The organism is Paracoccus bogoriensis (assembly GCF_019431455.1).
GTDB lineage: Bacteria > Pseudomonadota > Alphaproteobacteria > Rhodobacterales > Rhodobacteraceae > Paracoccus > Paracoccus bogoriensis.
Genome location: NZ_JAHYSR010000003.1, coordinates 78157 through 95757, shown reverse-complemented (window position 1 = coordinate 95757; position 17601 = coordinate 78157). Strand labels below are relative to the sequence as shown.

Genomic DNA, 17601 nt, shown 5'->3' with positions numbered 1-17601 from the left:
CTCAGAACCGTTCAAGCAGGCGGCCCAGATAATCGCGTTCCTCGCGCGGGCGGGCGATCTCGCCGCTGCGGCGGCGGATCTCGTCCAGCAGATCGCGCGCCCGCCGCGCCGGGTCCAGCCCCTCGGCCAAGGGATCTCCGCCGGTGATCACGCTGCCGCTGCCGGGGCGCGGGCGTCCCAGAGGATCAAGCTGCGGCCGGCCATCCACCGGCGCCCCCTGCGCGCCCGGTTGGTCTGGGCCGGGTTGCTGAGCGCCCTGCGCCTCGGCCCGGTCCTGGCCCTCACCCTGCTGCGCCGGGGCCTGGTCGCCCGCCAGCATGTCGCCAAGCGCGCGCATACCCTCGCGCATCGACTGGATCGCGTCGGCCTGCCGTTGCAGCGCCTCGCCCGTATCGCCCCGACGCAGCGCGTCCTCGGCATCCTCCATCGCGCGACCCGCCTCGTCCAGCTGCCGCCGCGCGCGGTCGCCCGCCTCCGAGCCCTGGCCGGGCATCAGACCCCGCTGGCGGCCCAGTTCCTCGCGCAGTTCGCGCTGGCGTTCGGCCAGTTCACCGGGCGAGGTTCCCTCGGCCTGATCGCCGTCCTGATCCTGGCCGAAACCCTGTCCGAACTGGCGCTGCATCTCGCGAAAGGCGTCGTCGGACAGGCGCTGCTGCTCGCGTAGTGTGTCGGCCAGGCGGTTCATCGACTGGTTGCCCTCGCCACTGCCCTGACCATGGCCTTCGCCGCCCTCGCCCTGCTGGACCTGAAGGTTTTCCATCATGCGGTTGAACTGTTCCAGCAGGGCGGCGGCCTCGGCCATCCGGCCTTCGTTCATCAGGCGCTGGATCTCGTCCATCATCTGCTGGATCTGATCGCCGGTGATCTGCTGGCCCTTCTGGCCACGGTCGGGGCTGTCGGTCCGGTCCTGACGCTGGCTCTGTTCCGCCAGCATCCGGGTATGGGCCTCGGTCGCCTCGCGCAGTTCGTCCATCAGGCGCTGGATCTCGTCGGGGCTGGCGCCGTTGCGGATCGCCTCGGACAGCTTCTCCTGCGCCTCGCGCATCCGCGCGAGCGCATCGGCCAGACCGCCATCCTCAAGCTCCAGCGCGGCCTGCCACAAGGCTTCGGCCAAGCGGTCGCGGGCCTCGGGGGTTAGCGGGCCGCTTTCCAGCAACGTCACGGCCGAGCGCAGTTCGGCATAAAGCGCGTGCTCGACAAAGCCCTCGGGGCGCCATGTCACGGCGCGCAGGATCTGGGCGCTGCGGCGGGCATTCTCGCGCGACCACAGCAGATCGCGCCGTATCTCGATCAGCGCGGCAGCCAAGGGGTTGAAAAAGCGCCGTCCCGGCAGGTCAAGACGCATGGCGGGCGCATGGGCCACCTGTTCGATCCCGTCCTGGGCGCGCAAGGTCAGCGTCACGGGCAGGTTCGCCCAGGGGTGGCGGGCCAGATCCTCGACCAGCTGGCCCTGCACCTGACGGCGATCCCCGCGCGGCAGGGGCAAGGTCAGCTCGATGTCCTCGCGCGGCTCAGGCGCGACGGCCAGGCCAAAGCGGCGATCGACCGCAGCCAGATCCAGCGCGATCACGGCATGGGCCGCAATCACGCCATGGTCATCCTCGGCGGTGAAATCCTGGACCATGCGTCCATCGGCGCGGCGCATCGGCGCGGCGCCCGCGCGGATCACCGGAGGCTGGTCGGGCAAGACCTCGACCCGAAAACGGCGCCCGGCCAGTTCGACGCTGCCGCTGTCCTCGGCGCGGATCCTTGGGGCCAGTGGGTCGTCCGACAGCGAGGGGCCGATATCCTGCGCCACCTCCTGCGCGCCGCCATAGAGACGGAAGGTCAGAACTGAGCCCTTGGGCAGGATCAGTTCCTCGCCCTCGGGCAGGGCATTCAGGTAAAGCGTCGGCCGGCGGGTATAGGCGGGCGGCTCGGCCCAGCCCTCCCACGAGGGGCCGGTGGCCACCTGCGGCGCAGCGGCGGGGTTCATCGTGGCGGCGATGGCCGACAGGCCCTGCCCCATCTGGCCCGCGCCGCCGAAGATCAGCGCCATGACCAGGGCCAGCATCGCGGCCAGCCGCAGCGCATAGGGGTCGCGCCGCGCAAGCTGGGCGTCGGGCGGCACCGGGCGCGCCTGAAGCGCGGCCGCCCGCATCTGCGCCAGATGCGCGCGCCACAAGGCACCCTCGCCGCCGATTGCTGCGCGGTCGGACAGGGCCGACAGAGGCCGCCCCGGCAGCGTCCGGTCCAGCCGGGCCAGCGCATCGGCATCCCGCACCGGCACAAAGTGCAGCCCGCCCCGGATCGCCGTCACGATTACGGCCGCCAGCCACAGACCCGCCGTCCAGGGCAGCGCGGGGCCAAGCGGCTCGGCCAGACCCAGCCAGAGGATCGAGAACCCGACGGCCACCAGCGCCGCCAGCGGCCAGAAAGCCCGCGCGGCCCGTTCCCAGACCATGCCCCACCGCGTCAGCCGCAGCGCGCGCGCGACCGGGCCGCGCCCTTCCGCGATCAGGTCATCGTCAGGCTGTGCCCGGAGACCATCGGCCCCCGGCGCTTCTTCCGCATCGTGATGCCGCGTCAAAGCCATGCCGGGATGCTATCCCGGCTCAGCATCTCCTCATATGTCGGACGCGCCCTGATGACGGCGAAGTGATCGCCCTCGACCAGCACTTCCGGCACCAGAGGCCGCGAATTGTATTCAGACGCCATCACCGCGCCATAGGCCCCCGCCGAGCGGAAGGCGATCAGGTCACCCGCCGCCATGGCGGGCAGTTCGGCGCCCTTCTGGAACGTGTCGCCGGATTCGCAGACGGGGCCCACCACGTCATAGGGCTGGACGGGGGCGCCGGGCGCGGCCTCGACGACCGGCACGATGTCGTGATGAGCGCCATACATGGCCGGGCGCAGCAGGTCGTTCATCGCCGCGTCCACGATCAGGAAATCACGATCCTCGCCGCGCTTGACGTAGATCACCTGGCTCAGCAGCACGCCCGCATTGCCAACGATGTTGCGCCCCGGCTCGATCTCGATCTCGCAGCCCAGATGGCCCACGGTCTCGCGGATGACGGCGCCGTATTCGATGGGCAGGGGCGGCGCGTTGTTGTCACGGCGATAGGGGATGCCAAGCCCGCCGCCCAGATCCAGGCGGGTGATGTCGTGGCCTTCGGCGCGCAATGCCTGCGTCAGTTCCGCGACCTTGGCATAGGCCGCGCGAAAAGGTGCCAGATCGGTCAGTTGGCTGCCGATATGCACATCCACGCCCACCACACGCAGCCCCGGCAGGGCTGCGGCCTCGGCATAGACCTCGCGCGCGCGAGAGATGGGGATGCCGAACTTGTTCTCGGACTTGCCGGTGGCGATCTTCTCGTGGGTCTTGGCATCCACGTCCGGGTTGACGCGGATCGCCACGGGCACGGTCGCACCCATGCTGGCGGCCAGCGCCGACAGGGCCTGCATCTCGGGTTCGCTCTCGATGTTGAACTGGCGGATGCCGCCTTCGATGGCCATGCGCATCTCGGCCAGGGTCTTGCCGACGCCCGAAAAGACGATCCGGTCGCCCGGCACGCCCGCCGCCCGGGCGCGGGCATATTCCCCGCCCGAGACAACATCCATCCCCGCCCCCATGTCGCCCATCAGCTTGAGCACGGCGAGATTGCTGTTCGACTTGACCGCGAAGCAGACCAGGTGATCGGTCCAGTCCAGGGCCTGCCGGAACAGGCCGAAATGCCTGCGAAGCGTCGCGGCCGAATAGATATAGACCGGGCTGCCGACCTGCCGCGCAATGCAGGACAGGGCCACATCCTCGGCGAAGAGCTCACCTTGGCGATAGTTGAAGTGATCCATCAGAGCCGCGCCGAGACGCCCACCCGCGCATCGCCGCCAATACTGACGCCGATCTGCTGCTGCAGCGGCTTTTCCGGCGGCCGCTGCGGCGGCCCATCGACGCCGCAGGCGGACAGCGCGAACAGCCCCGCGATCAGGGCAAGGGTCGGGGTCTTCATGCCAGTTTCTCCTTCCAGCGGGCGATCTGGGCACGGACCTGATCGGGCGCCGTGCCGCCATAGCTTTGCCGCGACGCGACGGAATTATGCACGCCAAGCACGGAAAACACGTCTTGCGTGATATCCGGATGGACCGATCGCATGTCGTCCAGCGTCAGGTCGGGCAGATCGACGCCGCGCCCCTCGGCCAGCGCGACAAGGCTGCCGGTCACGTGATGAGCGTCGCGGAAGGGCAGGCCCAGTTCGCGCACCAGCCAGTCGGCCAGATCGGTCGCGGTGGAAAAGCCGCTGGACGCAGCCGCCTCCAGCCGGTCGCGGTTCGCGGTCAGGTCGGACAGCATCCCGGTCATCGCCGCCAGCGCCAGCATCAGGCTGTCGGCCGCGTCGAAGACCTGCTCCTTGTCCTCCTGCATGTCCTTGGAATAGGCCAGCGGCAGCCCCTTCATCACCGTGAACAGCGCCACCGTCGCCCCCAGGATTCGCCCGATCTTGGCGCGGATCAGTTCAGCCGCGTCGGGGTTGCGCTTTTGCGGCATGATCGACGAACCGGTGGACCACTTGTCCGACATCGAGACGAAGCGGAACTGCGCCGAGGACCAGATCACCAGCTCCTCGGCCAGCCGCGACAGGTGGACGGCGCAGATCGAGGCCGCCGACAGGAATTCCAGCGCGAAATCCCGATCGCTGACCGCGTCGAGGCTGTTGGCCATCGGCCGGTCGAAGCCCAACGCAGCGGCGGTCATCTCGCGGTCGATGGGATAGCCCGTCCCGGCCAGGGCCGCCGCGCCCAGAGGCGATTCGTTCATCCGCCGCCGCGCGTCCTGAAAGCGCGACAGGTCGCGGCCGAACATCTCGACATAGGCCATCATGTGATGGCCCCAGGTCACAGGCTGCGCGGTCTGCAGATGGGTGAAGCCCGGCATGACCCAATCGGCCCCGGCCTCGGCCTGCGCCAGGGCGGCGCGCATCAGCGCGCCCAGCCCCTCGATGGCCGCATCGCATTGATCGCGCACCCATAGGCGGAAATCGGTGGCCACCTGATCGTTGCGCGACCGGCCCGTATGCAGCCGACCCGCGGGTTCGCCGATGATCTCTTTCAGGCGGGCCTCCACATTCATGTGGATATCCTCAAGATCGGTGCGGAAGGGGAAATCCCCTGCCTCGATCTCTGACAAGACGGTGAGCAGCCCTTCCCCGATGGCTTTCGCATCGCTATCGCTGATGATGCCCGTGGCGGCCAGCATCGCGGCATGGGCCCGGCTGCCCCGGATATCCTGGGCGTAAAGCCGCCGGTCGAAGCCGATCGAGGCGTTGATGGCCTCCATGATCGCGTCGGGTCCGGCGGCAAAGCGCCCGCCCCACATGCTGTTGGCAGAGGTCGCTGGCCGGTCTGTCATCAGAAAGTCCTTCGGAGGTCACATGCTTCGTTCTGCCCTGCTTTATACGGCCCTTGTTTTCGGTGCAAACGCAGCCTTCGCCGAACCAGACTGGCAAGCCGCACGCGAAGGCGGGCTGGACAAGCTGATCGTCGCCGACAGCCCCGTCCCGGTCAGCGATGTCACCTTCACCGACCGCGACGGCGGCGAACACAGCCTGGCCGACTGGCGCGGCAAGGTGGTGCTGCTGAACTTCTGGGCCACATGGTGCGCGCCCTGCCGAGAGGAAATGCCCGCGCTGGACGCGTTGCAGGCCGAACTGGGCGCAGAGGATTTCGAGGTTGTGACCATCGCCACCGGCCGCAACGCGGTGGATCGCATCGACGCCTTCTTCGCCGAGGTGGGTGTCGATCACCTGCCCGTGCTGCTGGACCCTCGCCAGCAGGTCGCGCGTGACATGGGGGTGATGGGCCTGCCCGTCACCGTGCTGATCGACCGCCAGGGCAACGAGGTCGCGCGCTATCTGGGCGATGCAGACTGGGCGTCGGATGCGGCGAAAGCTCTGGTCAGCCAGATGGTTGCGGCAGCGCCCTGATCCGGGCGTGACCAACCCAGCCGGCGAACTGATCGTTGACGAGGTCATCGGCCTGCAGGGGGGTCGGCGCCTGAACAAGCCGGACCTCGTCCCGGCGAGCAATCCGCTCGGGGTCGGCGCGTAAGGCAAAGCGCTTGAGCAGCGCCGTGACCCCGTTGCAATTCTTCTTGCACTCTTTGGGCATCAGAGATTTCTACGGCGCGCCCGTCATGCTGCGGCACACCCCGCTTCATGTCGTGCCAGGCGATATATAGCCGATCGCTACCGCAACAGTTGCGCCGCGTGATGATTTATTAACCCTTCTGGCAAAAAGCGCTGCGCCTTAGCGCCCGATTAGGACATGATGCGTTATCTGCAAGACGACCCATGGAACGAGGCCCGACATGACGGACATTTGCGACGACGCCGGCTCGCCGCTGGAAGGCGCGATCCGGCACCAGGATCTCATCACGATGCCCGCAGTGCAGGCTGCCGTCTCGCGCGGCAGAGGTGTGCTGGCCTTTCAGCCGATCGTCCAGTCGTGCCAGACCGACCGGGTCGCCTTTTACGAGGGGCTGATCCGCATCATGGACGAGGCCGGGCGCCTCGTCCCGCTGAAGGACTTCATGCCCCTTGCCGAAGATAACGAACTTGGCCGCCAGATCGACTGTCTGTCGCTGTCCCTGGGCCTGAATACGCTGCACGAGGATCCCGGATTGCGGCTATCCATCAACATGTCGGCGCGTTCCGTCGTGCATGAGGGCTGGCTGGACACACTGCGCAGGGGCCTTTCTGCGGATTCGACCTTGGGCGAAAGGCTGATCCTGGAAATCACCGAAAGCTCGGCCATGGCCATGCCCGAGGCCGTGCTGGATTTCATGGCCGAGGTGCAATCCCACGGGATCAGCCTTGCGCTGGACGATTTCGGGGCCGGTTATACCTCGTTCCGCTATCTGCGGGATTTCTGCTTCGACATGATCAAGATTGACGGCCAGTTCGTGCGCCAGATCGCCAGTCACCGCGACAATCAGGTGCTGACGCGCGCGCTGCAGGTCATCGGTCAGCATTTCGAGATGTTCACCGTGGCCGAACAGGTCGAGACGGCGGACGATGCCAGCTTCCTGATCGAACTGGGGATCGACTGCCTTCAGGGCTATTACTTCGGCGCCCCGACCATCGCGCCCCCATGGAAAAACCCTCCCTCCGTGGCCAGGCGATAGGACAAGGGCGATTGGAACCCGTGGCGCATGGTGCTTGACGTGGCGTTACGAAACCGCATCCTGACAGGCGAAGCTGGGCCAAATCCGGCCAGATTGCCAAGGAGCCTGCAATGACAAAAGCCGTTATCGTCGCCGCTGCCCGCACGCCCGTGGGCAGTTTCCTCGGATCGTTCGCCAACACTCCCGCCCATGAACTGGGCGCCGCGGTCCTGGCCGAGGTCGTCGCCCGCGCCGGGATTGACCCTTCCGAGGTCAGCGAGACGATCATGGGACAGGTTCTGACCGCCGCGCAAGGTCAGAACCCCGCGCGCCAAGCCCATATCAAGGCCGGCTTGCCCAAGGAAGCCTCGGCCTGGCTGATCAACCAGGTTTGCGGCTCGGGGCTGCGCGCGGTGGCGCTGGCCGCACAGCAGGTCATTCTGGGCGATGCGCGCGTCGTTCTGGCAGGCGGTCAGGAAAGCATGTCTCTGGCGCCCCATGCCGCCTATCTTCGTGCGGGACAGAAGATGGGCGACATGCAAATGATCGACACGATGATCCGCGACGGCCTGTGGGATGCCTTCAACGGCTATCACATGGGCCAGACGGCCGAAAACGTCGCCAGGCAATGGGAAATCACCCGCGAGCAGCAGGACGAATTCGCGCTGGCCTCGCAGCATAAGGCCGAGGCCGCCCAGAAAGAGGGCCGCTTCGACGACGAGATCGTGGGCTTCACCGTCAAGACCCGCAAGGGCGACATCGTGGTGGACAAGGACGAATATATCCGCCACGGGGCCACGCTGGACAACATGCAGAAACTGCGCCCCGCCTTTACCAAGGATGGCAGCGTGACGGCCGCGAATGCCTCGGGCCTGAATGACGGCGCGGCCGCCGTGATGGTCATGACCGAGAACGAGGCCGCGCGCCGGGGTCTGACGCCGCTGGCCCGCATCGCCAGCTATGCCACCGCAGGTCTGGATCCGGCCATCATGGGCACCGGCCCTATCCCGGCCAGCCGCAAGGCGTTGGAAAAGGCGGGCTGGTCAGTCGGCGAGCTGGATCTGGTCGAGGCGAACGAGGCCTTTGCAGCGCAGGCCTGCGCGGTGAACAGGGATATGGGCTGGGATCCGTCCATCGTGAATGTCAATGGCGGCGCTATCGCCATCGGCCATCCGATCGGCGCCTCGGGCTGCCGTATCCTGAACACGCTGCTCTTCGAGATGCGCCGCCGCGATGCGAAGAAGGGCCTTGCCACTCTCTGCATCGGCGGCGGCATGGGCGTCGCCATGTGCCTCGAGCGCTGATCGACCTGGCATGGCGGCCGCGAATACCGGCCGCCATGCCGAACCCAAGGCAACTTTGTCGGATGCTCCCCCGGATGCGACTTGCGGCGCGGTCCCCCGCCCCTTAGCCTGATCTTGCACTGGCCAACAGAAGGGGGGAATTATGTCTAAAGTTGCACTGGTCACTGGCGGCTCGCGCGGCATCGGCGCGGCCATCTCGAAGGCGCTCAAACAGGCGGGCTACACCGTCGCGGCCAATTACGCCGGCAATGACGACGCTGCAAAAGCCTTTACCGATGAGACCGGCATCAAGACCTACAAATGGTCCGTCGCCGATTACGACGCCTGCGCCGCCGGCATCGCGCAGGTCGAGGCCGAGCTGGGACCGATCGCGGTTCTGGTCAACAACGCCGGCATCACGCGCGATGCGATGTTCCACAAGATGACGCCGCAGCAATGGAAAGAGGTCATCGACACGAACCTTACTGGCCTGTTCAACATGACCCACCCCGTCTGGACCGGTATGCGCGAGCGCAAATTCGGCCGCATTATCAACATCAGTTCGATCAACGGGCAGAAAGGTCAGGCAGGCCAGGCCAATTACGCGGCCGCGAAATCGGGTGATCTGGGCTTTACCAAGGCGCTCGCACAAGAGGGCGCGCGCGCCGGCATCACCGTGAACGCGATCTGCCCCGGCTATATCGGAACAGAGATGGTGCGCGCCATCGACGAAAAGGTGCTGAACGAGCGCATCATCCCGCAGATCCCCGTGGGCCGACTGGGCGAGCCGGAAGAGATCGCGCGCTGCGTGTTGTTCCTGGCCTCTGACGAGGCGGGCTTCATCACCGGCTCGACGATCAGCGCGAATGGCGGACAATATTTCATCTGAACCTCACCCGATCGACAAGGCCCGCGCGATTCGCGCGGGCCTTTCGACATTCGCGGCAAAGCTTTCGCTCAGTGAGCCAGCCGCTCGATCTGTTCCTTGAGACGCAGCTTCTGCCGCTTCATCTGGGTGATTTCAAGATCGTTGCTGCCGGGGCTCTTCTGCGCCCGTTCGACAGCCTCCGACAGCATTTGATGCTTTCTGCGCAGTTCGTTGATATGGGATGAAACCGACATTCGCGTTCTCCTTCACATCTGACCGATGTGAGCAGTGCAGCACAGCTTTACGATTCTGTCACCGGTGTTTCGCGTCGATGTTACCGATTGCCATTCCGTTGCGCAGAATCGCGCTGGCCTCTGGCGTCAAGTCCTCGCCATCCGCCGTATGGGCAGGTGCGGCATGCAGGATCAGGGGCGCCAGCAGGCGCAAGGGCGCGCGCGACCCCTTGCACGCGCGCAGGATCACGCGCCCGGCCGCGCGCCCCGCGCGCGGCGCGACGGGCAGGATGACCAGCCCTCCGGCCCGCCCCGCCAGGGCCGCGATCACGCCATCCAGCCGGTCGGTGCGCTGGATCAGCGTCAGCCAGCCGCCCGGGCGCAGCCGTCGAAGAGCGGCCTCGATCCACAGGGTCAAGGGCGTGACTTCTTGACGCGCCATCGCCCGGCCGGAATCGGGCGAGGCCGTGCCTGACAGGAAATAGGGCGGGTTCATCATCACATGATCGAAGGCCCGCGCCCGCAATTCCGCAGGCGGGCGCGCCAGGTCGCCGGTCAGCACCTCAAGCGCGATACCATTCGCGGCAGCATTCGCACGGGCCAGGGCGGCATAGTCTTCCTGCTGTTCAAGCCCCGTCAGCGCCAGCCCGGGCAGCCGCCAGCCCAGGCAGAGGCTGGCCACCCCGGCCCCGCAACCCAGTTCCAGCACCGACTGCCCTGATTTTGCTGGACAAGCCGCCGCCAACATGACCGCGTCCATCCCCGAGCGATAGCCGCGCGCAGGCTGCTCGACCCTCAGGCGCCCGCCGAGGAAGCCGTCGATCCGGGTCTCAGTCATCCAGCCCCGTGTCGCGCAGGATAGCGCGGGCCATGAACAGGTCGCGGTCCGCCACCATGACCCTGCGCGGCAGAATCCCGATCGAGCCTTCCAGCGTGCTCATGTGCTGATCCATCTCGAAGCAGCGGATGCCTTCGGACTCCAGAAGGCTGACGGCGGCGGAAATGCGGACCGGATCGGTGCTGCGGAAAAGCTCTTTCATGGCGCGAAAGCTAAGCTGCGGTTGCGTCTTTGTCGATGGCGTGGCAATGCGAAACCGCAGAAACGGGGACTCGCCATGACCGTGCAGGAGAATGTCCGCAAACCGCTGGATCGTCTGGCCGAGGCCCTCGCCGACGAAATGGATGCCGTTGACGCCCTGATCCGAGAGCGGATGACCAGTCAGCACGCGCCGCGCATCCCCGAGGTCACCGCGCATCTGATCGGCGCCGGGGGCAAGCGGTTGCGGCCGATGCTGACCTTGGCCTCGGCGCGGCTGATGGGCTATGACGGCCCTTGGCACGTGCATCTGGCCGCGACGGTCGAGTTCATCCATACGGCGACCCTGCTGCATGACGATGTGGTGGATGAAAGCCGCCAGCGGCGCGGGCGACCGACCGCGAATCTGCTGTGGGACAACAAGTCCAGCGTTCTTGTCGGCGATTATCTCTTTGCGCGCAGCTTTCAGCTGATGGTCGAGCCGGGCAACCTGCGCACGCTTGAGATCCTGGCCAATGCCAGCGCCACCATCGCCGAAGGCGAAGTGCTGCAACTGACAGCGGCACAGGATCTGGCGACGGATGAAAGCGTCTATCTTCAGGTGGTTCGCGGCAAGACGGCCGCGCTTTTCTCGGCCGCGACCGAGGTGGGCGGCGTCATCGCCGGCGGCAGCGCGGATCAGGTCCGGGCGCTTTTCGATTATGGCGACGCGCTTGGCATCGCCTTCCAGATCGTCGATGACCTGCTGGATTACGGCGGCGCGACGGATACGATCGGCAAGAATGTCGGCGACGATTTCCGCGAACGCAAGCTGACCTTGCCGGTCATCAAGGCGGTCGCCAGGGCCACCCCCGAGGAACGCGCCTTCTGGTCGCGCACCATCGAGGCGGGCGACCAGCGCGAGGGCGATCTGGACCACGCACTGAGCCTGTTGGCGCGCCACGGCGCGATGGAGGCGGCCCGGCGCGATGCGCTGGGTCACGCCGCCCGCGCACGCGCCGCGCTGACCACGCTGCCCGATCATCCGATCCGCGAGATGCTGTCCGATCTGGCGCAATTCGTCGTCAGCCGCGTCGCCTGACAACGTTCGCACGACCTGTTCACAGGCGGTGCACCCTGCGGGCTCTGATGTTGGACGGGCTCCCGGACGCTCTTGACCAAAGGCGCAAGGCGGAAAGGGCGAGCCGCTTGCGCGACCCGCCCCCTCTCCGGGAAGAGACCGGTGATGGACTATTTGGCCTGGACGAAATCGGGATAGGCCTCCATCCCCATCTCGCTGATGTCGAGGCCGCTGATCTGGGCTTCCTGGCTTGCGCGGATGCCCATGGTCGCCTTCAAAATCAGCCAGACCGCCAGGCTGGCCAGGAAGACAAAGGCGCCAATGGCGACCACGCCGACCAGCTGCGTGATGTAGCTGGCATCCGAATTGGTGGCCGGGACGATCAGCGTGCCCCAGATGCCCGCGATCAGGTGAACCGGGATGGCGCCAACCACATCGTCGATCCTGAGCTTGTCCAGCATCGGAACCGCAAGGACCACGATCACGCCGCCCACCGCGCCGATCAGCACGGCCGCCGGGATCGAGGGCGTCAGCGGCTCGGCCGTGATCGAGACGAGGCCCGCCAGCGCGCCGTTCAGCACCATGGTCAGATCCACCTTGCCATACATGGCTTGCATCAGCAGCATTGCGGCGACGGCACCGGCGGCGGCGGCCAGGTTGGTGTTCACGAAGATGCGGCTGACATCGGCCACGTCGTCGATCGTGCCCATGGCCAGTTGCGAGGCGCCGTTGAAGCCGAACCAGCCCATCCACAGGATGAACGTGCCAAGCGTGGCCAGCGCCAGGTTGCTGCCCGGCATCGGCTGCATCCGGCCATCGGGGCGATACTTGCCATGGCGCGCGCCCAGCACGATGGCGCCTGCCAGCGCCGCGAAGCCGCCCGCCGCATGGACCAGGGTCGAGCCGGCGAAGTCGGAAAAGCCCATGTCATACAGCCAGCCCTCGCCCCATTGCCAGCTTGCCTCGATCGGGTAGATCAGGCCAGTCAGGATAACGGTGAAAATCAGGAAGGGCCACAGGCGCACGCGCTCGGCCAGCGTGCCCGAGACGATGGACGCGGTGGTGGCGCAGAACATCAACTGAAAGAAGAAGTCCGAGCCGACCGAAAAGCCGTTGTCCAGATCGGCCGCGGCCACCGGATCAAGACTGGCAGGGCTGAACAGCTCGCCGATCCAGCCCGCGATGGTCCAGTCGCCCGGATACATGAGATTGTAGCCGATGATCCAATACATCAGGGACGCGATCGAAAAGAGCGCGATGTTCTTGGTCAGCTGCGTCGTCACGTTCTTCGAGCGGACCAGCCCGGCCTCGAGCATGGCAAAGCCCGCCGCCATCCAGAACACCAGGATGCCGCCGATCAGAAACAGCAGCGTGTCGAAGATATAAGCCACCTCTGCCGTGACGGCCTCGGCCGCGGCGGCTGCAGTTTCGAGATCGGCTGGCAGGGCGTCCTGCGCGGTCGCGTGCAACGCGAAAAGCGCTGTGGCCGCGACCAGTCCGGGAATCATCTGTTTCATCAGTCGTCACCTGTCTTCTGGACCTGCGGCCCGTGAAATCGACCGCCATCGCTGCTTTCATCCGCAATCGCCCCGGCTTTGCACAAGCGACGGGCGGGATGCTGCCGCGCAGAAACATGAGCTGGCGCGGAAACGGGCGAAACCGGGGCTGTATGCCTGTTCTCAAGGCAAATCACGGATTGGTCAGTGCAATTCCATCGCAGCGAATCTTCCTGTATACTGCGCGGCATTCGGGCCGGAAAACACGGCCGGGCAGGAAAGCAGGCATGACAAAACCCACCGGCACCCCCAAAGGCACGGGCAGGCGCCCCGTCGCCGAAAAGCGATCCTTTTCCGACGAGACGCCCGAAAAACCCCGCAAGGTTCGGCGCCACAACCCGCGCGCCCCGCGCCGGGGCGGCATCCTGGGCTGGTTCGCGGCGCTGGTCGTGCTGGTCTGGCGGATCATCTGGGGATCGCTGTGGCGGCTGGCCATGGTGGTCGGTCTGATCATCGGATCGGCCACGGCCTATTTCTACGCCACCTTGCCCGAGGCCGAGGATCTGTTCGACGGGCGCGCGCGCGGCTCGGTGACGATGCTGGACCGCGACGGCCGCGTCTTCGCCTGGCGCGGCGAGACCTACGGCGCCGTGACCGCCGACCAGATCGCCCCCGTCCTGAAAGAGGCCGTGATTGCCACCGAGGACCGTCGCTTCTACAGCCATCTGGGCATCAGTCCGCGCGGCATCGCCAGCGCCATCCGCATCAACCTGGCTGCAGGCCGCGGCCCGCTTGAAGGTCACGGCGGCTCGACCATCACGCAGCAGGTCGCCAAGCTGCTCTGCCTGGGCGAGACCTTCGATCCGACCCGCTTTGCCAACGAGGCCGAGTTCGAGGCCGATTGCCGCAGCGGCGGGGTGTGGCGCAAGATCAAGGAAGTCCCCTATGCCTTCGCGATGGAGGCAAAGTATTCCAAGGAGGACATCCTCAACATCTACATGAACCGGTCCTATCTGGGCGCCGGTGCGCGCGGCTTCGAGGCCGCCAGCCAGCGCTACTTCAACAAGCCTGCAAGCCAGGTGAACGCGGCCGAGGCCGCGATGCTGGCGGGTCTGCTGCGCGCGCCCAGCTATTACGCCCCGACCGCAAACCTGGCGCGTAGCCAGGCGCGGGCCAGCGTGATCCTGGGCCTGATGCAGGAAGAGGGCTATCTGACCGCCGAGGAAGTCGCCCATTACCGCGCCAATCCGGCGACGCTGTCGCAGGCCGCCTCGGCGCGCGCAGGCGGCGCCTTTGCGGATTGGGTGATGGAATCGGGCCCCGGCTTCCTGACCAGCGAGACGACCGAGGACGTGACCATCACCACAACCTTCGACCAGCGCATCCAGCGCGCGGCCGAACGGGCGATGCAGCGCGTCTTCGACGAGAAGGTGCGTGACGACTCGGGGGCGCAAGCGGCGGTGGTCGTCATGTCGGCAGACGGCGCGGTGCGCGCCATGATCGGCGGGCGCGACACGCGCAGCCATGGCACGTTCAACCGCGCCACTCAGGCCAAGCGGCAGACCGGATCCAGCTTCAAGCCCTTTGTCTATGCCGCCGCGCTGGAGGTGGGCTATTCGCCCAACGATACGGTGCAGGACGCACCGCTGACGATCCGCCTTCCCGGCGGGCGTAGCTGGTCTCCGCAGAACTACAGCCGCAACTTCCGCGGCACGGTGACACTGACGCAGTCGCTGGCGCAGTCTCTGAACACCTCGACCATCCGCCTGCAAGAGGCCGTGGGCCGCGACCGCGTGCGCCAGATCGCCCATGATTTCGGCATTGTCAGCAACCTGACCACCAGCCCTTCGCTGGGGCTGGGCGCGTCCGAAGCGACGCTGCTGGAGCTGACCGGCGCCTATGCAGGCATCCGCAACGGCGGCACCTCGGTCGCGCCCTATGGTGTGGTCAGCCTGACCATGCGCGGCGATGACCGCCCGCTGATGGGCCAGACCGGCGGCTATGGGCAGCGCGTCATCAGCCAGCGTGCGGCGGGGCAGCTGATCTACATGATGCAGCAGGTGATCAGCTCGGGAACCGGCACGCGCGCCAAGCTGGGCTCTCGCCCGGTGGCGGGCAAGACCGGCACGACCAGCAGCTATCGCGATGCCTGGTTCGTCGGCTTCACCGAGCAATATGTCACCGGCGTCTGGATGGGCTATGACGACAACACGCCCCTGCAAGGTGTGACCGGCGGTGGCTTGCCCGCCGAGATCTGGCAGGCGGTCATGGCCGAGATCCACGAGGGGCTGCCGGAACTGCCCGTCTCGACCGTCTCGCCCGATGGTAGCGGAATCGTGCTGTCGCAGAGCGAAACGGCCGGCCGCGTGGTGACCTATGGGTCAGCCGACGACCCGCTGGCCGCCGCCCTGGCCGACGTGATGAACACGATCGAGGCCCAGCGCACGGGCCAGGCCCCGCGCGAAATCGTCGCCCCGACCGAGATCACTGGCGCCGCGCCGCAGACGCCCGGATCGACCAGCGCCGCCGATTCCGAGGATGCGTTGACCCGTGCGTTGCAGGACATCATCGGCAGCAACTAGATGCGCTGTCCGGTCGAAACGGTGCCGATGACCAGAGGGATACCGATGAAGGCCCTGTCGATCCTTGCCCTTCCCGTGCTTGCCTTGACCGCCTGCGCGGCGGCGGGGCCGGACATGCCGAACCCGGCCAGCCGCTTCTGCCAGGATCTGGGCGGGCAGAGCCAGATCCGCGCCACGGCCCAGGGCCAGCAGGGCTTCTGCCTGATGCCGGACGGGCGGCTGATCGACGAGTGGGATCTGTGGCGCAGCCGCAATCCGCGCTGAACCAGAAGCCCCGCTCCGACGATGTCGGGCGGGGCCTTGCGCGGTAGTCGATCATCCATTCTCTTCGCTGGCTCGGAACGCCGTCAGGCCTTGACCAGTGCCGCGCATGACAGGTGAACCGCAACGCCATCCACCGGTTCCGCGGCTGCGATCACAAACAATCGAACGGGTCAGCCCGCCTGACGCAACTCTGCCGCCAGACCGGCCACGCTGCCACGCTGCCGCGCCAGAAGTGCGGCAATCTCGGCCCGCTCGGAGGAAAGCAGGTTCACGCCCTCGATGATGATGTTGAAGAAGCGGATCTGACCCGACCGGTCCGAGACATGCCATTCGACCTCCATCGGGGCGCGGCCACGAAGATGGGCCACCGAGGTCACCGCGACGAAGCTTTTCAGCGGGCGTGCGCCCGTCACCTCGACCCGAGAGCCGATGAATTCGCGGAACCGTCGCCCGTATTTGCGCCCGATATAGCCCTGAAAGGCCTGACGATAGGCGGCGAATTCGGCGGGTGGGGTCTGACGCGCGGCCGGCCCGAGGGCTGATCGCGCCATCACGTCCACATCGGCATAGCGCGACAGGATATCCTCGAAGCGCGCAAACATGCGCTCGGCCGGCTCACCGGCATTGATGACGCGATAGACTTCATCCACGGCGCGCTGGATATGGGCGCGGGCAGCCTCCACATTCTGGGCATGGGCCGAGAAGGGCATCATCGCCAGAAGCCCCGCCCCTGCCATCAGGCCCAGAAAGCCGCGACGCTCAATCCTCGTATGGGTCGATGACATCGTCATAGGGGTCGAAATCGTCACGGTCCTCTCCCAGTTCATGGCGGCGGTTCATCAGCCAGATCAGCCGCACTTGCGCATAGCTATCCGCACTGCCCTGCAAAACACCATCCACGCTATCGCCAAAGCGCGCCCGTTCACCGGCTTTTGACGCGACGCGCAGGCCAAAAGCCGCCCGGCGGTCGCGCCCCGACAGGACGTTGTTCACCGGATCAAAGACCAGATCGACCACCCTCCCCGTCGCATCCCGCGCGGTCGAGGGCCCGATCAGCGGCAATTCCAGATAGGCGCCCTCGGGGACGCCCCAGGCCGCGAGGGTGGCGCCGAAATCGGTGTCGCGCTCGGTCAGGCCGAAATTATCGCCCGCCGGATCGAAGAGACCCGCCAGACCGACCGTGCTGTTCACTGCAAAACGCGCCAGATTGCGGCCCGCATCGCCGGGGCGGCCCTGAAGCAGGCCGTTGACGGCCTTGCCCGGCAGCGACAGGTTGCGGCCCGCGTTGACCACCATCTGCATCGGCCCGATCGGGTCCGAGGGGTCTCGGGGCCGGGCCTCGCCACTGCCCCGCAGGCGATTCGCGACGGGCGCGATCAGGGTGGCATCGACCCCCTTGTTGAAGGCATGGATGCGGCGGTTGGTGCCCTCGTGGGGGTCGTTGATGAGAATGCCGTCCTGCATCTGCGGCGCGCTGGCGCAACCGGCCAGCGCCAAGGCCAGAAAAATCGGCCCGAGGCGGGCCGCAGGCAAGGAAATCTTCATCTTCTACCGCGATGGTTTGGCTGATGGGGTGGCTGGGACGGTGATAGGACTGCCGCCGGGGCCGGGCAAGCCCCGTCTGCGGGCCATGGCCCGGCT

The 17601-nt window shown here is 66.7% G+C and carries 18 protein-coding genes; 7 read left to right on the top strand and 11 right to left on the bottom strand.

Annotated elements, in window-relative coordinates; genetic code table 11:
• Position 1: 1 nt before the first annotated feature.
• Genes KY389_RS02315 through argH form a run of 4 tightly spaced genes read right to left on the bottom strand, consistent with a single transcriptional unit; the run spans position 2 to position 5386 of the window.
• Complete coding sequence (locus tag KY389_RS02315) at positions 2–2575, bottom strand: DUF4175 domain-containing protein (RefSeq protein WP_246587896.1); 2574 nt, start codon at positions 2573–2575, stop codon at positions 2–4.
• Entirely contained in the window at positions 2566–3831 is a 1266-nt protein-coding gene (gene lysA / locus KY389_RS02310; RefSeq protein WP_219829178.1) for a diaminopimelate decarboxylase, read from the bottom strand. The genes KY389_RS02315 and lysA overlap by 10 nt, the downstream gene beginning before the upstream one ends.
• The gene (locus KY389_RS02305; RefSeq protein WP_219829177.1) at positions 3831–3989 is read right to left on the bottom strand and encodes a lipoprotein; all 159 of its coding nucleotides are present in this window, start codon (positions 3987–3989) and stop codon (positions 3831–3833) included. Before KY389_RS02305 ends, lysA begins: the two co-directional genes overlap by 1 nt.
• Positions 3986–5386, bottom strand: a complete 1401-nt coding sequence (gene argH, locus KY389_RS02300) for an argininosuccinate lyase (RefSeq protein ID WP_219829176.1) — start codon at positions 5384–5386, stop codon at positions 3986–3988. Before argH ends, KY389_RS02305 begins: the two co-directional genes overlap by 4 nt.
• Positions 5387–5408: 22 nt before the next feature.
• Between argH and KY389_RS02295 the strand changes: the two genes are divergently transcribed.
• The gene (locus KY389_RS02295; RefSeq protein WP_246587895.1) at positions 5409–5960 is read left to right on the top strand and encodes a TlpA disulfide reductase family protein; all 552 of its coding nucleotides are present in this window, start codon (positions 5409–5411) and stop codon (positions 5958–5960) included.
• On the opposite strand, the gene KY389_RS02290 is transcribed toward KY389_RS02295, so the two are convergent.
• A complete protein-coding gene (locus KY389_RS02290; RefSeq protein ID WP_219829174.1) occupies positions 5932–6144 on the bottom strand; it encodes a hypothetical protein in 213 nt (70 codons plus the stop codon). The genes KY389_RS02295 and KY389_RS02290 overlap by 29 nt on opposite strands.
• A 199-nt stretch (positions 6145–6343) precedes the next feature.
• Between KY389_RS02290 and KY389_RS02285 the strand changes: the two genes are divergently transcribed.
• The 3 genes from KY389_RS02285 (at position 6344) to phbB (ending at position 9310) form a co-directional block, all read left to right on the top strand.
• Positions 6344–7159 carry an EAL domain-containing protein gene (locus KY389_RS02285; RefSeq protein WP_219829173.1) on the top strand — a complete coding sequence of 272 codons (816 nt, stop codon included), beginning with the start codon at positions 6344–6346 and terminating at the stop codon, positions 7157–7159.
• Positions 7160–7269: 110 nt separating this feature from the next.
• Positions 7270–8442 carry an acetyl-CoA C-acetyltransferase gene (locus KY389_RS02280; protein ID WP_219829172.1) on the top strand — a complete coding sequence of 391 codons (1173 nt, stop codon included), beginning with the start codon at positions 7270–7272 and terminating at the stop codon, positions 8440–8442.
• Between the two features lie 142 nt (positions 8443–8584).
• On the top strand, positions 8585–9310 hold the full coding sequence (phbB, locus tag KY389_RS02275) for a beta-ketoacyl-ACP reductase (RefSeq protein ID WP_219829171.1): 726 nt from the start codon (positions 8585–8587) through the stop codon (positions 9308–9310).
• A gap of 68 nt (positions 9311–9378) precedes the next feature.
• On the opposite strand, the gene KY389_RS02270 is transcribed toward phbB, so the two are convergent.
• Genes KY389_RS02270 through KY389_RS02260 form a run of 3 tightly spaced genes read right to left on the bottom strand, consistent with a single transcriptional unit; the run spans position 9379 to position 10562 of the window.
• Positions 9379–9543: a YdcH family protein gene (locus tag KY389_RS02270; RefSeq protein ID WP_219829169.1), complete on the bottom strand. Its 165-nt coding sequence runs from the start codon at positions 9541–9543 to the stop codon at positions 9379–9381.
• Between the two features lie 58 nt (positions 9544–9601).
• The gene (locus KY389_RS02265; RefSeq protein ID WP_219829166.1) at positions 9602–10360 is read right to left on the bottom strand and encodes a tRNA1(Val) (adenine(37)-N6)-methyltransferase; all 759 of its coding nucleotides are present in this window, start codon (positions 10358–10360) and stop codon (positions 9602–9604) included.
• Positions 10353–10562, bottom strand: a complete 210-nt coding sequence (locus tag KY389_RS02260; protein WP_219829164.1) for a putative signal transducing protein — start codon at positions 10560–10562, stop codon at positions 10353–10355. The genes KY389_RS02265 and KY389_RS02260 overlap by 8 nt, the downstream gene beginning before the upstream one ends.
• A gap of 75 nt (positions 10563–10637) precedes the next feature.
• Here KY389_RS02260 and KY389_RS02255 point away from each other — a divergent pair, with 75 nt between their 5' ends.
• The gene (locus tag KY389_RS02255) at positions 10638–11639 is read left to right on the top strand and encodes a polyprenyl synthetase family protein (protein ID WP_219829162.1); all 1002 of its coding nucleotides are present in this window, start codon (positions 10638–10640) and stop codon (positions 11637–11639) included.
• A gap of 149 nt (positions 11640–11788) precedes the next feature.
• On the opposite strand, the gene KY389_RS02250 is transcribed toward KY389_RS02255, so the two are convergent.
• The gene (locus KY389_RS02250) at positions 11789–13135 is read right to left on the bottom strand and encodes an ammonium transporter (RefSeq protein WP_219829160.1); all 1347 of its coding nucleotides are present in this window, start codon (positions 13133–13135) and stop codon (positions 11789–11791) included.
• A gap of 266 nt (positions 13136–13401) precedes the next feature.
• Between KY389_RS02250 and KY389_RS02245 the strand changes: the two genes are divergently transcribed.
• The gene (locus tag KY389_RS02245; protein WP_219829158.1) at positions 13402–15696 is read left to right on the top strand and encodes a transglycosylase domain-containing protein; all 2295 of its coding nucleotides are present in this window, start codon (positions 13402–13404) and stop codon (positions 15694–15696) included.
• Positions 15697–15741: 45 nt separating this feature from the next.
• On the top strand, positions 15742–15960 hold the full coding sequence (locus tag KY389_RS02240; protein ID WP_246587894.1) for a putative hemolysin: 219 nt from the start codon (positions 15742–15744) through the stop codon (positions 15958–15960).
• 170 nt (positions 15961–16130) lie between these two features.
• Here the strand turns inward: KY389_RS02240 and KY389_RS02235 are convergent, their stop codons facing one another.
• Both KY389_RS02235 and KY389_RS02230 read right to left on the bottom strand, forming a co-directional pair.
• Positions 16131–16751 carry an MlaC/ttg2D family ABC transporter substrate-binding protein gene (locus KY389_RS02235; protein WP_246587893.1) on the bottom strand — a complete coding sequence of 207 codons (621 nt, stop codon included), beginning with the start codon at positions 16749–16751 and terminating at the stop codon, positions 16131–16133.
• The gene (locus KY389_RS02230) at positions 16720–17505 is read right to left on the bottom strand and encodes an MlaA family lipoprotein (RefSeq protein ID WP_219829154.1); all 786 of its coding nucleotides are present in this window, start codon (positions 17503–17505) and stop codon (positions 16720–16722) included. Before KY389_RS02230 ends, KY389_RS02235 begins: the two co-directional genes overlap by 32 nt.
• Between the last annotated feature and the right edge of the window lie 96 nt (positions 17506–17601).